This window comes from Vibrio sp. T3Y01 (genome assembly GCF_013114525.1).
In the GTDB taxonomy this organism is placed as follows: domain Bacteria; phylum Pseudomonadota; class Gammaproteobacteria; order Enterobacterales; family Vibrionaceae; genus Vibrio; species Vibrio chagasii_B.
In genome coordinates, this window is sequence record NZ_VTXJ01000024.1 from 19147 (window position 1) to 35513 (window position 16367).

At 45.0% G+C, this 16367-nt stretch carries 11 protein-coding genes; 6 read left to right on the top strand and 5 right to left on the bottom strand.

The genetic code is table 11. The features are described from left to right. The first annotated feature begins 67 nt into the window (after positions 1–67). The 3 genes from F0232_RS20645 (at position 68) to F0232_RS20655 (ending at position 4334) form a co-directional block, all read left to right on the top strand. Complete coding sequence (locus tag F0232_RS20645) at positions 68–1537, top strand: NarK family nitrate/nitrite MFS transporter (protein WP_105058052.1); 1470 nt, start codon at positions 68–70, stop codon at positions 1535–1537. 145 nt (positions 1538–1682) lie between these two features. Beyond that, a complete protein-coding gene (locus F0232_RS20650; protein WP_105058051.1) occupies positions 1683–3467 on the top strand; it encodes a bifunctional protein-serine/threonine kinase/phosphatase in 1785 nt (594 codons plus the stop codon). Positions 3468–3707: 240 nt separating this feature from the next. Beyond that, positions 3708–4334, top strand: a complete 627-nt coding sequence (locus tag F0232_RS20655; protein ID WP_061031140.1) for an outer membrane beta-barrel protein — start codon at positions 3708–3710, stop codon at positions 4332–4334. A gap of 91 nt (positions 4335–4425) precedes the next feature. On the opposite strand, the gene F0232_RS20660 is transcribed toward F0232_RS20655, so the two are convergent. The 3 genes from F0232_RS20660 to cra all read right to left on the bottom strand — a co-directional run bounded on the left by F0232_RS20660 (position 4426) and on the right by cra (position 6834). Then, positions 4426–4905 (bottom strand): hypothetical protein, encoded by a 480-nt coding sequence (locus tag F0232_RS20660; RefSeq protein WP_061031141.1) that lies wholly within the window; start codon positions 4903–4905, stop codon positions 4426–4428. Between the two features lie 15 nt (positions 4906–4920). Further along, positions 4921–5616 (bottom strand): winged helix-turn-helix domain-containing protein, encoded by a 696-nt coding sequence (locus tag F0232_RS20665; protein WP_105058050.1) that lies wholly within the window; start codon positions 5614–5616, stop codon positions 4921–4923. Between the two features lie 213 nt (positions 5617–5829). Further along, positions 5830–6834 carry a catabolite repressor/activator gene (cra, locus tag F0232_RS20670; protein WP_105058049.1) on the bottom strand — a complete coding sequence of 335 codons (1005 nt, stop codon included), beginning with the start codon at positions 6832–6834 and terminating at the stop codon, positions 5830–5832. Positions 6835–7208: 374 nt separating this feature from the next. Here cra and fruB point away from each other — a divergent pair, with 374 nt between their 5' ends. Genes fruB through fruA form a run of 3 tightly spaced genes read left to right on the top strand, consistent with a single transcriptional unit; the run spans position 7209 to position 11108 of the window. Next, complete coding sequence (gene fruB / locus F0232_RS20675; RefSeq protein WP_105058048.1) at positions 7209–8342, top strand: fused PTS fructose transporter subunit IIA/HPr protein; 1134 nt, start codon at positions 7209–7211, stop codon at positions 8340–8342. A 9-nt stretch (positions 8343–8351) separates the two neighbouring features. Then, the gene (gene pfkB, locus F0232_RS20680; protein ID WP_061031145.1) at positions 8352–9329 is read left to right on the top strand and encodes a 1-phosphofructokinase; all 978 of its coding nucleotides are present in this window, start codon (positions 8352–8354) and stop codon (positions 9327–9329) included. Positions 9330–9344: 15 nt separating this feature from the next. Then, the gene (fruA, locus tag F0232_RS20685; RefSeq protein WP_105058047.1) at positions 9345–11108 is read left to right on the top strand and encodes a PTS fructose transporter subunit IIBC; all 1764 of its coding nucleotides are present in this window, start codon (positions 9345–9347) and stop codon (positions 11106–11108) included. A 165-nt stretch (positions 11109–11273) separates the two neighbouring features. On the opposite strand, the gene F0232_RS20690 is transcribed toward fruA, so the two are convergent. Together F0232_RS20690 and F0232_RS20695 are read right to left on the bottom strand one after the other, a co-directional pair. Beyond that, positions 11274–11597: a DOPA 4,5-dioxygenase family protein gene (locus F0232_RS20690; RefSeq protein WP_052880068.1), complete on the bottom strand. Its 324-nt coding sequence runs from the start codon at positions 11595–11597 to the stop codon at positions 11274–11276. Between the two features lie 205 nt (positions 11598–11802). Beyond that, positions 11803–16290 (bottom strand): SslE/AcfD family lipoprotein zinc metalloprotease, encoded by a 4488-nt coding sequence (locus tag F0232_RS20695; protein WP_105058046.1) that lies wholly within the window; start codon positions 16288–16290, stop codon positions 11803–11805. Between the last annotated feature and the right edge of the window lie 77 nt (positions 16291–16367).

Genomic DNA, 16367 nt, shown 5'->3' on the forward strand with positions numbered 1-16367 from the left:
GCTACGGAGTTGGCATGTGGACGGCTAGATAAATCTAGACTCTTTCCATATTTAAAGGATTTAAAACATGGATAACTCAAAATTTTCGCTGTTTTCGTTTACAGGTAAGATGAAGGTCTTACACCTCAGCTGGATGGCCTTTTTCATTACCTTTGTGGTGTGGTTTAACTTCGCACCACTACTGCAGATGGTAAAAACCAGCCTAGGGCTAACCACTGAAGAGATCAAAACCCTTCTCATCTTAAACGTTGCCTTAACCATTCCAGCGCGTGTCGCGATTGGTATGCTTACCGACCGGTACGGTCCAAGACTTGTCTACTCTTCGCTACTCGCGATCTGTTCGATCCCGTGTTTCATGTTCGCACTGGCTGACTCTTTCATTCAAGCTGCCATTGCTCGTTTCCTACTTGGCTTTATTGGTGCTGGCTTCGTAGTTGGTATTCGCTTGGTATCTGAATGGTTCCCACATAACGAACTGGGTACAGCGGAAGGTATCTACGGCGGTTGGGGTAACTTTGGTTCAGCAGCGGCAGCATTCACTCTTCCTACTCTAGCATTAGTATTTGGTGGCGAAGATGGCTGGCGTTACGCGGTTGGTATCACCGGTGTAATGAGCTTACTGTTCTCTGTTGTGTTCTACAAAAACGTATCCGACACACCAAAAGGTTCTACCTACTTCAAACCAGCTCGAGTAACAGCAATGGAAGTGACGTCTAAGGGTGACTTTTTCTTTCTACTCTTCATGAAGATCCCTATGTACGCGGCACTGGCTCTACTGGCTTGGAAACTGTCTCCATCAGGTATTGGCATGTTGTCTGACACAGCGGTGTACGGTGTGTATGCAGTACTTGCAGCCTTGTATGTATATGAAGTCACTCAAGTTTGGAAAGTGAATAAGAATGTATTCAAAGAAGAAGTGCCAGAGATTCACCAGTACAAGTTTAAGCAAGTTGCGGTATTAAATGTTCTGTACTTCGCGACTTTTGGTTCTGAGCTAGCAGTGGTTTCTATGCTGCCACTGTTCTTCTCTGAAACCTTCGAACTAACGCCTGTTCTGGCTGGTATGGTAGCTTCGGCTTATGCCTTCATGAACTTGATGTCTCGCCCAGGTGGCGGTTGGATTTCAGACAAATTTGGTCGTAAACCAACCCTACTTATCCTAACAGCAGGTTTGGCTGTGGGTTACTTCGCAATGGGTCAAGTAGACAGCACATGGCCTGTATGGCTAGCGGTTGTTGCTGCAATGGCGTGTTCTTTCTTCGTACAAGCGGGTGAAGGTGCAGTATTTGCAACAGTACCTCTAATCAAACGCCGTATGACAGGCCAGATTGCTGGCATGACAGGTGCTTACGGTAACGTGGGTGCGGTGGTTTACCTAACGGTACTTTCATTCGTAAGTTACCAGACTTTCTTCCTTGTGATTGCTGCAACGGCGGTTCTTGGCTTCGTTACTCTGATGTTCATGGAAGAGCCCAACGGTCAGATCGCTGAAGTGAACGACGATGGTAGCGTGACACTAATCAACGTATCTAGCTAACCACTCATTGAATCGGGAGGAGTAACCGGGCTTGCGACACTTGGTTACTTCGTTCAAAGGCTCTCGCTTTACTGAGAGCTTTTGTTCTTTCTCAGATGTGCTCTCAAGCAGATGAGAAGACGGCCTGTTAAGAAGAAGACCAGTTATGACGATTTCATTCAGCCAAGGGCAAGTCATCAAGCCAGAAACCAATAACCAACTGACTTTGAAGTTTGGTGGTTATTCGAATAAAGGCGTACGTGACGAAAACCAAGACGCCATCATTGTAAAACATCCGAAGACTCGTGCAGAACAAGAACTAAAAGGCAGTGTTGCCTGCATAGCCGACGGAGCCAGTTGCAGTGAACACGGTCAGAAAGCCAGTCACACCAGTGTGATGCAGTTTATTGACGACTATTACGCGACCCCACAAAGCTGGAGCATTCAGCGTTCAGCGCAAAAAGTTCTAACTTCGCTTAATTCTTGGCTCTTCAACACCTCTGTTTCTAATATTCATTCCGCACAACAAGTTAACCACAATGCCTTAGTTTCGACTTTCAGCAGCGTGATATTGAAATCGAACACCGCTCATCTATTCCATGTGGGTGACAGCCGCATTTACTTGCTAAGAGATGGAGAATTACGCCAACTGACCCGTGACCACACTCGTAAGAACATGGGACAGAAGCATTACTTAACCAGAGCATTAGGCATGGATAATCAGCTCAACGTTGACTACCAAACCTTACCCATCAAGAAGAATGACCGCTTTATCCTAACCTCGGATGGTGTGCATGAGTTCGTTTCCCCTAACACATTTAAAGAACACATCGACAAACCCGGTGCAGATTTCGAATACGCCGCTCAAACCATCTGTAACACAGCACTAAGCCACAATAGCGCAGACAACGTGAGCTGCCTGATTGTCGAAGTTACTCACTTACCTACGCCGTCATTAATCGAATTTCACGAAAAGCTCTCTAAGCGCGCTATTCCACCAGCGTTAAAGCTTGGTCAAAGTATCGATAACTTTATGGTGCTTGAGGTGTTGTATGCGGGCACTCGAAGTCATGTGTATCGAGTGATGCAAAAAGAGACACAAACCGAATTCGTCCTAAAGGTGCCTTCGGTTCAATACCATGACGATCCAGCACAGTTAAGGGCTTTCTTTAACGAGCAATGGGCTGGCATCTTGTTGAATAAAAAGAAAGTAATGAAGGTTTACCCAACACCAGAGCATTCTCAATTCTTATATCAAATTTGCGAATTGGTTGAAGGTGTCACGCTAAGGCAATGGATGTACGACAACCCTAAGCCCTCGCTCGAACAAGTGCGTGAGATACTCGAAAAAATCACACAAGGGATTCGTGTCTTGCAGCGTGCCGACATGGTACACAGAGACTTGAAGCCTGAAAACATCATGATTCAGCGTGATGGTGATATCAAAATCATCGACCTTGGTGCGGTGTTAGTAAGAGGAATTGAAGAGGGAGAACAAGCAGACAAAGACCCAACACCACTCGGCGCGGTGAATTACATTGCACCAGAGAGCATTAAGTACAACACAGCTACGACAAGCTCGGATTTGTTCTCTATCGCGGTGATCGGCTATGAGATGCTAACGGGCGAACTACCCTACTCTGAAATGAGCGCACAATCTCTCAAGCAATCACGCCATCATCAATGGGAATACCAACCGCTGACACAAAAGCGAACGGATCTACCGGCTTGGATTGATTTGGTTTTACAAAAGGCGTGTGCAGAATCCCCGACCGAGCGATATCAGGTTTTAGGCGATTTTGTAGCAGACCTTTACACACCTAACCAAAATCTGATGAAACACAAAGCCAAGCAACCATTGATAAACCGCCATCCCATTCAGTTCTGGAAGGTGCTGGCCCTACTTTTAGGCTTAGTAGCATTGGTGGAATTTGGTTTGTTGATTCAGTAGCCATGTCCATCGACAATTCACAAAAAAGAGCGAAAAATTAAAAACTAAATATTTCAGTACCTTATCCAACTAAAAAAGCTAAAGATTTATCAAGATAAGCACTTTAGCTTTTTTCTGTCCTATTCCGCACAATTCGCTTCTCCTTTCCTACCCGAGCCTCTAACTTGAGCATCAATTCACCAAGACGTGAAAAACAATAACAACATAGTTAACTCTCAGCCTTTTTAATAGGAACCAATGATGCTTAATAAAACAACACCACTTTTTGCTTTTGCTATTCTAACCACAGCGACAACGTTCAACGCTAACGCCGCTACGAACTATGAACCGTTTATCGGTATTGATGTTGGTACACGTTTAAGTGGACAAATTGAATCAGAGTCCACGTATTACGGGACTAAAGGTAAAACCGACTTATCTTCATCAATGGTATTTGGCGTCGAAGGCGGTATGACAATCAACCAGACTCATCAAATTAGTATTGGTTATGATTACCGCGGTACCAGTGTCGAAAATAATGAAAATAACGATGATGAACTTGAAGTAGGCACACTATTTACTAAATACAACTACATCGTGCCTATTACACAAAAACTCGCTTGGACAGTGGGCGGCAAACTTGGTTATGAGATGTTCAACTCAGAAGCAGAATATGATGTAGATGATCTAAATGGAATCGTCCTTGGTGCTCAAACAGGACTCGACTACCGCTTTCATGCTTGGAGCATAGGTACCGAAGTAAACTACGTTTACCACACCAATGAACTTGAAGCCAAATGGACTGAAGAAGACGGTAAGACCTACAAAAACACCCAAAAGGTGGGTGATGAGTGGTTACTAATGGCGAACGTGAAATACCACTTCTAACACAGATAGAATTGATTCCCTTTATCTCCCGGTTAGCCGGGAGATAACCTTGGTTTGGGCTTTATCTTTACTGAAGTATGTTTATCGCTTGCTATTGCCTAACTCGGCTTAGCATCAAATAATTCCGCTCTCTCGAAATGACATCGACTCCTTGCCCATGATAAATCAATTCGTTTTTCGAGGTACCCGACAGGAACATTGTGGTATAACTCGCGGCTTGGTAACCATCTAATACTTCAGTAGTTTGAATGGCTTCAGTATTGTAAGAAAACTCAAATTCGCCATCGAAAGATTTGGTTATTTTGCCGTCCACTGAGAACAGTGCAACACCTTCTAAACCATCTCCTTCTATCGATATCGTTGACTCTATATGGCTTCGATACAAATCAACTTCAATTCTTTCTCTCCAAATATGCATATCATCAGAATATTGTTGCACCTCAGTAATGTATCTGCCATTAAGCAAAAGCTTTTTACTAAGCACGTAAAGTGACGCCCCATAAAGAGCAACGGAAGCAATCAGAAGAACGATCCAAGGTTTTAAACTAGATTTTAAGCTAAGTTTTATCAAACTAGATTCATCAGGCTATTCATCATTGAACAACCCCTCCGTTATTTCTGGCAGAGCCTCAATTTCAAAAAAGTAGTTCTCGCTATGATGACGTTTTTTGTCATAAACAGAGAGATTGTAGAGCCCCGCTTTTTCACCAATGAAATAAAAACAATCACATTCGAAGCGTTGAATCACCGCCTCAAGGTCAGGCGAAATAATCATGTCTTTGCGTTTCAACAGTTCATGAGAGCCGATATCCACCACTTCATAATCTCCGTGTAAATAAGGCATTAATTGAGTGTTCGTCACCCGTAAAAAGTTCAAGCAAGATAAGACAATGAACATAATAGAAGCTGACGCCAACAGTATCTTTGCTAGTTTAGTCGCGTTGAAACGTCGAGCACCTGATGGTTCTGTTTCGAGGGAGGCTTGATCGCAATACAGCATGTAGCCGACACCTGCAATCGTGCGTAACTCAACGGATTCAGACATAGCGATGGCAAGTCTAAGTTTTTGTACTGACTTTTGGAGAGAGGAATCCGTGACGATGGTTTCAGGCCATCCTGCTTGCTTTAGCGTCTCTTTATTCAGGACTTGGTTTGAACTGTCTAAGAATGCTTTAAACAAAAGACATTCATTGTAATTCAATGCCCGTTCTGCACGACCTTTTGTGATGGTCATCTTTTCGATATCGAAAACCAAATCACCACAAGAGTACTGCTTATCCACTTTGACTTTTCCCACCAAGATGTTAGCTAAATGAATGTTTATTGTAGTTGAAAAGTGACGAATATACATTAGGTTAAGTGCACTGATCAGACCAAGACATATGCATTCCCAAAACTGATCCATCCCACATGCAACTGATAACTATCACCCATAAAAAAAGCCTCAGTACCTTAAAAGTCACTGAGGCTCTCTTAAACTTGAATCGTCGGCGCGTTAAGTGCGTCTCACTAAGCTTCTTGGCACGAGTTCAATGCCAGCTTGGTAACGCTTAGCCGATGCATTTAGCGCCAAAGCAAACGCGCTGTCTGCAATGACCTCAAATTGCTGCGGCAGTGAGTGAACCTTAAAGGGTAAGAAATCCAATAATCGGTTATCACCAAAAGTCGCCAACTTCACTTGATTGATCAGCTCTGGCTTTTCGACCATCACATCCAACACACCTTCTAACAAGGTGTAAGACATGGTCACAATGGCATCAGGAACTGTGCCTTTAGCAATCCACTCTTCAAACACTTCTCGACCGGATTCACGATCAAAGTGCTCACCGTAGCCTACAACCATTGGCTTATTTTCATCGAGCCCTGTTTGCTGTGTATGAGCCTTATTCGCCGCTTCAAAACCCAACTGGCGTTCGCGTGAAATGTTCAGATCAGGCAGTGCGCCGATTAAACCAACACTGTGAATGTTGTCATCGAGAATCGAATGCGTCAGTTCAAATGCTGCTTCGAAATCTTCACTGATCACGCAGGCAAAATGTTCATCGTCTAACGGACGGTCAATCGCAATCACAGGCGTGCCCGAGTTTTGCAACTTCAAGTAAAACTCGTTAGCGTCTGGCATAGAACTCGCCACCAGCAAAGCATCAATACGACGGCTCACCAACGCTTCCGCGACCTTTCGTTCGGTTTCAGCATCATCATCAGAACAACCAATCAGGATTTGATAGCCCACTTTACGTGAGTTCTGCTCTATCAGTTTTGCCAAGCGCGCGTAACTGCTGTTTTCCAGGTCAGGAATAATCAAACCAAATGAACGGCTATTACCAGCACGCAGCGACGAAGCAGCATGGTCTGGACGGTAGTTATACTCGTCTACCACCGCCATTACTTTCTGCTGAGTCTTCTCACTGATTCTGTATTTTTGCGCCTTGCCGTTAATCACGTAACTGGCCGTGGTTTTCGACACACCGGCTAGTTTGGCAATCTCATCTAGTGTCATATGGGTGACCTGTATTTTGTGCGTAGGATCATATTACCAATCTTCTGATCCTTGGATTAGTTGAATTATATGCTGAATCGATTCAGTATAAAAGCTGAAAGGATTCAGCAAAATCTGAAAAGTGACTTCAATCATCCTTTTGAATGGATTGAGCGTCATTTGTCGTGATTCAACTTCTCGTTATGAACGAAACTGAAATTACGACACGCAGCAAAACTATTTTGGTTAACAGAATTGGCTTTGCTGAATTTTTTTACACTGAATGCTGAACCGATTCAGCCAAGATAAAACAAAGAGCAAGCGACGAGTAAATATTGCTCTAGACTGAATCGTAGCGATACACAAATTCTCAAGCGATACGCTAAAGAGGCACCATGCTTAAATTATCAAAATCTGACATCACTCTTGGTCAAACGGCCGATGACAAATTCAAAGCTATCCAGAACATTGCTGGCGACCTAACCACGAAAGGCTTAGTGGACTCTGGCTACGTTGAAGGAATGCTGAACCGTGAAAACCAGAACTCTACGTTCCTAGGCAACGGCATCGCGATTCCTCACGGCACCACTGACACGCGTAGCCTAGTAAAAGAGACAGGCGTTGCAGTACACCACTTCCCTGAAGGCATTGATTGGGCAGACGGCAACCGTGTTTACGTAGCAATTGGTATTGCAGCGAAATCTGACGAGCACTTAGGCATCCTTAAGCAGCTAACGAAAGTGCTAGCGGCGGACGGTGTTGAAGATAAATTAATGCAAGCGAAATCAGAAGACGAGATCATCGCCCTGCTAAACGGCGAAGTTCAGCTAGAAGCCGACCTAGACGCTTCTCTAGTTCAACTATTGTTCCCAGCAAGCGACATGGTTCAAATGTCGGCGGTAGCTGGCGGTCTTCTTAAGAACACAGGCTGTACTGACAACGCATTCGTTGCTGACCTAGTAACAAAAACACCGACTCATCTAGGCCAAGGCGTTTGGTTACTAGGTAGCGATAAAGGCGTAACGCGCACTGGCGTATCTTTTGTTTCTACAGCGAACGATTGTGAGTTCGAGGGTACACCAGTGAAAGCATTGGTGGCATTCGCGGCTTGCAACAGCGCGCACCAATCTATTCTGGCGAACCTAAGCAAAATGGTTTTCGAAGGTAAACAGCAACAACTGTTAACTGCTGACGTTGCACAAGTGATTGGTCTTCTTAAAGGTGAAGCGGTTTCTACAGCTTCTGAGGGTGATGACAACTGCGCAGTATTCAAGATCAAAAACGCACACGGACTACACGCTCGTCCGGGTGCAATGCTGGTTGCTGAAGCGAAGAAGTTCGAATCAACAATCCGCGTTTCAAACCTAGATGGCGACGGAAAAGAAGTGAACGCGAAGAGCTTGATGAAAGTGATCGCACTTGGCGTTAAACACGGCCACCAACTTCAGTTTGTTGCTGAAGGTGACGATGCAGCACAAGCACTTGAATCGATTGGCAAAGCTATCGCTTCAGGCCTTGGCGAAGGTTAAGGAATCGATATGTCTGATAAACAAATCAAAGCCGTTACTGTAACGCTAAACCCTGCCCTAGACCTGACCGGTGCTATCGACGCACTGAATGTTGGCTCGGTTAGCCTAGTGAATCAAGGTTCTCTGCACGCAGCAGGCAAAGGCGTAAACGTAGCAAAAGTACTTTCTGAGCTTGGCGCTAAAGTGACCGTAACAGGTTTCCTTGGTCGCAATAACGAAGAGGCCTTCTGCCAACTGTTCGAACAAATGAGCGCAACAGACCGTTTCATCCGTGTTGATGGCGCGACTCGCATCAACGTGAAACTGGTAGAGAACTCTGGCCAAGTAAGCGACATCAACTTCCCTGGTGTTCCTGTTAATGCTGACGCGATTAAAGCGTTTGAAGAAACTTTGCTAGAACTGGCTGAAACACACGATTATTTCGTGATTGCGGGCAGCTTGCCTCAAGGCGTATCACCAGAGCTGTGCGCTTCTTGGGTACAACGCTTACGTGACCTAGGCAAGAAGGTTCTTTTCGACAGCAGCCGTGATGCACTTAAAGCTGGTATCAATGCACAGCCTTGGTTGATAAAGCCGAACGATGAAGAGCTATCTCAGCTATTCAATGCAGAGCTGACAACACGTGACCAATGCCAACACGCAGGCCAAGCCCTAAGTGAAAAAGGCATCGATAACATCGTGGTATCTCTAGGTGCTGAAGGCGTTATGTGGCTGAACCAAGGTGAATGGTTACACGCTCAGCCACCACGCATGCAAGTAGTGAGCACAGTAGGCGCAGGCGACACCTTAGTTGCTGGTCTATGTTGGGGTCACATGCAGCAAATGCCAAAACCAGAACTTATCAAATTCGCAACCGCCCTATCTGCTCTAGCCGTTTCGCAGGTAGGTGTCGGTGTAACCAGCCAACAAGAGCTGGATTCAGTACTACAAAATATCCAATTACAGGTGCTTGGTGCTCCAACTAACCAGTTAGACACAAGCAAATAGGACAAAAGGTTTATTATGAATATTACCATTATCACAGCTTGCCCTAGTGGCGTAGCAAACAGCATCATCGCAGCAGGCTTGTTAGAGCAAGCAACAAAAGCACTGGGTTGGAACGCCGCTATTGAATGCCAATCAAGCGTGCTGCCTGAATCTCCAGTATCACAAGACGCTATCGACAGCAGCGACGTTGTGGTTATTGCAGCGAACACAAACGTTGATAAAACACGTTTCGTGGGCAAAAAAGTTTACCAAGCAGCTATCTCTGAGTGCACTTCAGATGCAAAAGCATTTCTAGAGAAAGCGGTAGCAGAAGCAACAGTATTAGACGCTTCTCAAGTTGAAAGCACTGCTGAAGTAACCGGTACTTCAGTAAACTCTTCTACAACAGCAAGCACAGGCAGCAAAAAGATCGTTGCGATTACTGCTTGTCCAACAGGTGTTGCACATACCTTCATGGCAGCGGAAGCGCTTGAAGCAGAAGGTAAACGCCTAGGTCACCAAATCAAAGTGGAAACTCGCGGCTCTGTAGGTGCGAAGAACCAACTAACAGACCAAGAAATCGCAGACGCTGATCTTGTTATCATCGCAGCCGACATCGACGTTCCACTGGATCGTTTCAATGGTAAGCCTCTTTACAAAACAACAACTGGCCCAGCTCTTAAGAAAACTAAGCAAGAAGTTGAGAAAGCGTTCGCTGAAGCTAAGCCATACCAACACACAGCCTCTTCTTCACAAGCAGCACCTGCTGATGAGAAAAAAGGCGTGTACAAGCACCTAATGACAGGTGTATCTCACATGCTTCCTGTGGTTGTTGCGGGTGGTTTGATCATCGCACTGTCTTTCGTATTCGGCATCGAAGCGTTTAAAGAAGAAGGCACACTAGCAGCTGCACTGATGACTATCGGTGGTGGTTCTGCATTCGCACTGATGATTCCTGTTCTTGCTGGTTTCATTGCATTCTCGATTGCTGACCGTCCGGGTCTAGCTCCTGGTCTAATCGGCGGTATGCTGGCTAGTTCAACAGGCGCAGGCTTCCTAGGTGGTATCGCGGCGGGTTTCATTGCAGGTTACTCTGCGAAGTTCATTGCCGACAAAGTTCAACTTCCACAATCTATGGAAGCGCTTAAACCAATCCTGATCATTCCGTTTATCGCGAGTTTGTTCACTGGCCTTGTGATGGTTTACATCGTAGGTGGTCCTGTTTCTGGCGTAATGAGCGCAATGACAGACTTCCTAAACAACATGGGTACGTCTAACGCGATTCTTCTAGGTGTGATTCTAGGTGCAATGATGTGTTTCGACCTTGGTGGCCCAGTAAACAAAGCCGCTTACACATTCGGTGTTGGTCTATTGGCTTCACAAACTTACGCACCAATGGCAGCTATCATGGCAGCTGGTATGGTTCCAGCTCTAGGTATGGGCCTTGCGACTTTCCTAGTGAAAGACAAGTTTGAAGCAGGCGAGCGTGAAGCGGGTAAAGCATCATTCGTTCTTGGCCTATGCTTCATCTCTGAAGGTGCGATTCCATTCGCAGCAAAAGACCCAATGCGTGTTATCCCAGCATGTATGGCAGGTGGTGCACTAACGGGTGCTCTATCAATGATGTTTGGTGCACAGCTGATGGCTCCACACGGCGGTCTATTCGTACTACTGATTCCTGGCGCTATCTCTCCAGTACTTATGTACCTAGTGGCAATTGCAGCAGGTACGCTAGTAACAGGCTTTGGCTACGCAGCACTTAAAAAGATGAGCAGCTCTAAAGTAACGGCAGAGGCTTAATCCCCCTACTCTGGTTAACGGTTCCGCCCGATAACCAGAGGCTCTTGATAACCGGTTTCTTGGTAAAACGGCTCCCTAAAACAAAGGCTCCTCAATTGAGGAGCCTTTTTATTATTCGTGCATTTTCCGGTCGGAATGAGTTAAGTACAATATTGGTATATTTGATTAGCTACTTAGCGTTTCTTCAAAGACACCCAGCTCACGACCAAGCCAAATCGCGCGTACTGTGTGATCCAAAGTTTCTTCACCGCCAGTTACCGGGTGAATAAGCACCGACATATCGCCGCGTTCTTGCTCAAGCCACTCAACAATACCCGACTCTTTGTTAGCAAAGTGAATCTCAAACATCGGCATCTTATGTGGGCCAACCAAACGCTGGATTAATGGGAAAGTCTCTAACACATCTTTACGTTCTGAGAGGATTTTCTGACGCAGTGTTTCTGCCTGCTCTGCAAATCGCAAAGGGAAATAGATATGACCGTGGTACATGGCACCATCCTTTAGAATTATGATGCGAACAGTTTAACCTGCTTTCTCTAGCAAGGACAGCTAACCAATGGCAGCCGAAGTATTAAACATCATGTAGAAGACTGATCTAGCTGATAATTTCTAGAACATTGCGACAAAAACGCCACACGTAATCTAAGTGTGGCGTTTGTATCTAGGCTATAAAATGCCTTAGCAAGAGTTAGCGTTAGTAAATTGAATTAACATTCAAAGGGCTGTTCTTTGGTTTCTCTAGTTTTAACTGTTCAACCGCACTAAGACCTTTAGTGCTAATTCCGCCACTATAAGACTTAGAGCCATCAGCATTAGTCATTGAGGTTTCGCCCACGTTCCAAGCAACAAAGAAGTCACTTAAGTCATAGTTTGAAACATAAGAAGCGCACACCATCATTAAGTCTCCACCAGAAAGCCCAGTCTCGCTAGCACTACAATAGTTCGTATTCGAGTCGCCTTCTCTATCGCCTCGCGCTTTACGATGCATAAGCTTGAACATATTCCAGCCTTCATCTTCACCATACACATCAGATTGGCTTGCGCCGCGTGTATACCAATCATCAATTGCAAAGTTCGATTTCGCCCAGATTTTTAGCTGACCAAACATAACTAATCGTAAACCTGCATCACCATGCGACCACGCATGTTCATTATTAAGCTCCAACCATTTAGGCGCTTTCTTAATATCCGATTTAATGCGATCCATTTCAGGGTTTGCATTGCGACCCTCTAACTCCTGCATATACAACGCAAGAAGGTTATTGGTCACTTCTGTACTACCAGCCGCTAAGAAAGGAGCTGATGCTAAATTATGACCAACTTCATGCCACAACAGCCAGTCATTAACAGGGTTGGTTGGAATGTATGTCCGATTTGCATTAAAGCTTGAGTTCATCACTGGGTAGCCAGAGTGAGCAGCACCAATCGAAATCTGCACGTCATTCACAAAACGATGGCGGAACGCCTTCAGTTCTGTATAAGTGAACCTACGGTGTAAACCATCGCTTTGTTTCCCATCACGCCCGTAGAAGTCACTTGCCGCTTCGGCGAATCGATTCATATCTGTTGCGAATTGGTTCAAATCAGTGGATTCTAGATTCCTAATTGGGGTCGTATAAATAAATGAACCCGTATCGATTTCTGCAATTGGAGCCTCTGCCGATTGAATAGAGTTAATCCACTCTCCCTCTTTCCACCAAGCAGCTTTTAAGGCGCCATCGATGTTAAACGAGACTGCACCAAACTCTTTTACTTTCGGTTGAATGTAAATAAGGCCGCCATATGGAACCTTGAAGGTTAAGTTTGAACCGTCGTACGCATAGTTAGTTTGCATACGCGGAGGGCGCTTCAAACTGGTTTCATGATTCGGCTTACCTGTAAGGTCATCCGCCATCATCACAGTGATCGTTGCAGCTACACCATCACTAATAGTCACATCTTGAAGCTGAGGAGCCCATAAACCTGTCGATTGATTGTTCCCAGCCGAATACGTGACGCCCTTGCCATCAGCTTGGATAAGAACCGAACTTGACGAAGATGCTCCTGAAGTTCGACCCGGATACATTGTAGTATCAACAACGATTTCATGATCCCAGAATGAACGCCCCAACATGATACGAGTCAGAGGTTTCTCCATGTAATTTAATGGATAGCTAGGATTCAACTGTCCAGATAACTCACCTTCACCATGAATCATTCCATTAGCGACTAACGACGCTTTTAGGTCAACAGGACACTGTGCATCAATTGTGTCTGTTTGATGTAAGCCTTCGGTATAACAGTTAAGGAACTGAACAGCTTGCTTGAACCCTAACTCATCTTGTATGTCTGATTCAAAACGGTATGCGTTGTCATTCCACATCCAAACAGACAGGTTATCAAACGCTTGATTCAATTCGCTGTTAGACAGACGCTTACCTTGAGTGCCTTTCGTGCGATAGTAAACCTCGTGCTCGTAGAGCGCTGTAAAGTTAGAACCCAAGTTCGCTGCTTTCACCATACTGTCGACAACGGTTTTACTCACTTCATAGCGATCGAAATCGGCTCTATGATAAGCACCGCGAACAGTCACACCGTCTCCAGAACGAGTCTCTATACAGTTAAATTCGTATTCATACTCGTTCTTACAAAGCTCAGTGCCAACGAATGCCGACTGCAGTTCTTTGATCGCCGCTTCACGCTCTTCTGCCGATTCAACAAAGATACGTGCGGATTTGGTCTCCATGACTGGTACTCCAGACTCATCAAACACTGGTTTCCCTTCAGGGTCTAACTTAGTAACCTCATAAGTCGGGATTTCAAACTTAATCTTGGACTCATCCTTGATCCACTCAACCGTACCATCTTGATTTACCGTGAATGGAGGCTCTCCTTGGTTATCTTGGAAACGCTCAAGAACCACCATTTCCTTTTCGCTCTTCACGTGAAGATTTGGATATGGAGCTTGGCAGTAATAAGAGCTACCGCAGAAAGCTTGGTTTGTCGGCGTAACGTTTTCACCACCAAGAGATACACCTGCGGCATCTGCCAAGCGTCCAATAGGTTCAGGGTTTGTCGTTTGAATCGCATCCATAAATAAGATATTGCCACCGTTATTAACATAGTTGATAAGAGCGGTAATATCGTCTTGGCTTAAGTTCGGGTTATCCAAGTCAGCAACAAACTGGTTAGTCATGCCATCTTGAATCAACTTAGGGGGATATGCCTGAAGGATCAAAATCGGCGTAGTACTCGCATCCAAACCATCAAAGTCACCTGAACCACGCTTTTCTACTGATGCAAAACCATACTGAGGACTAACAAAAAACGTGTACTGCTTACCCATTGTGGAGTGGTGATAAGCCGAATAAGCTTGGTCAATATTGGTGACTGCACTCATCCCAGCAATAGGCAGACCATTATTGAACCACTCAAACAAGTTCGAGAAAAACAACCTCATGCTGCCTTGGTCATCATGCAGTAGGTTTTCGAACGTCGAAACAGTGCACTGTTGTTTGTTGCTATCGATGTGTAATGCGCGATTCGCCCAATAATTCTCTGGGCATGACAGAATACTTGGGTATAAGCCATTACCCATGAACACAACTTTACCTTTGCCTATCTCGCCTGCTGTAACGAATGGAAAACCATAAGTCGCGTTGTCTTCAGAGACTAAAGGAATCGGAGGCATCGAGATGCTTGGGTGTTGTGCGATGTAAGGCTTACCTTCACGAGTCCAAGCCTGTTGCTCACCAAAGTAAAGCTCACGGTTTTTATCAGTTCTTGGCATCACCACAGGGAATGCTCTGTTCGATATGTTTAGAGCTCGCATACCACGGGTATACCCCGTCGCACCGTAAAAGCTACCATTATCATTGAAGACATGAAATGTGGTGACGTTGTGGAAGATTTGCTGCAGAGACTCTGTAACATACTGACCAGAATCCATAGATAAAACGGCAGGTTGACGAACATAATCCATAAACTGAGGCGTTTGGCGCAGCTGCTCATCAATGACTGCCGTTAACCCTTGGCTAAACTGACCAACAAACTCATTAGGAAGTTCGAAGTCTGTACCCTCTATCAGCCCCCCATTTGGCAGAGTTAGGTTGATCAACTCATTTATAACGTTAGGGTACTTTGAAAAGGTATCTTGGACTTCTTCAGATATCTCATAATAACTTACATGATCAACCGCGTAGCGCTCTAGTAATGACTGGATATTCGCTTTCTCTACCACATTATTGGTCACATCAGACAATTTATAAGCAATCTGATTACCCGTAATGGAGCCAAACTCAAACGTATCAATACCAAAAACAATTCTGTCGCCCCACAGGTACTCAAAGGTTCCCTCTTCATCCGTCACGCCCGTCGCGTTAGCCGAAAAGAAACTGATCCCAGAAATCGGCGTACCATTAGCGTCTGTAAGCTTACTACGAGTTAACACCTTGCCTTCAACACTTGGCTTATAAGCATAGGTAGACTCTGCATCTGCAGAAACAAAACCAGCGTTAAGGTTATTGTCCGCATTAGGATCAACCGCAGGAACAACAGTTGTGTCTACGTGTGAACTAGGAGCCTTACCTACTTCATCGGTAGATTCTTCTTCTTTCGATGAAAAGTACGCATCGACAGCATCTTGATCATCAAGTTGCGAGAACACATCCTCAATATCAAAAGCATCCAGCTCTTTTAAACAGATAGCACTTTCAGTCTCACAAACATCAATTGATTCGAGTACCTTGGTAACGTTGTCTCCATGTAATTCTGTCAACTCAAATGCTGTATGAGGCGCATCATTTGAAATCGTGCTTTCTGTGACTTCAGGGAGAGGAGCCGTGAAATCACCTAAGATAAGGTGACCCAAGGTACAACTAAAACTCACGCCTTGTTTTACACTGAACGTTCCGTTTTCAAGATGTATGCCGTCACAGTACACATCTCCAGAAACAAACGCCCCGCTCGACAACAGTGAACCGATGTAAGTTGTTGGGGGAATAATATCTGTTGGTGGAATAATGTCAGTCGGCGGAAGGATATCCGTTGGTGGAACAATATCTGTCGGCGGAAGAATATCCGTTGGTGGAATAATGTCTGTTGGAGGAACCGTATCAGGGCCATCACTATAGCTTAGTGAGTCGTGATTACACCCGGAAAGAGCCGCGGATATGATAGCCAACGCAATTAAGTTTTTTTTCATTGAGCGAAGTTAGTCGTAATTTTAAATGGACCGTTATCTTATAGATTTACTCCGTCTCGATGACTATTGTTTTTTGT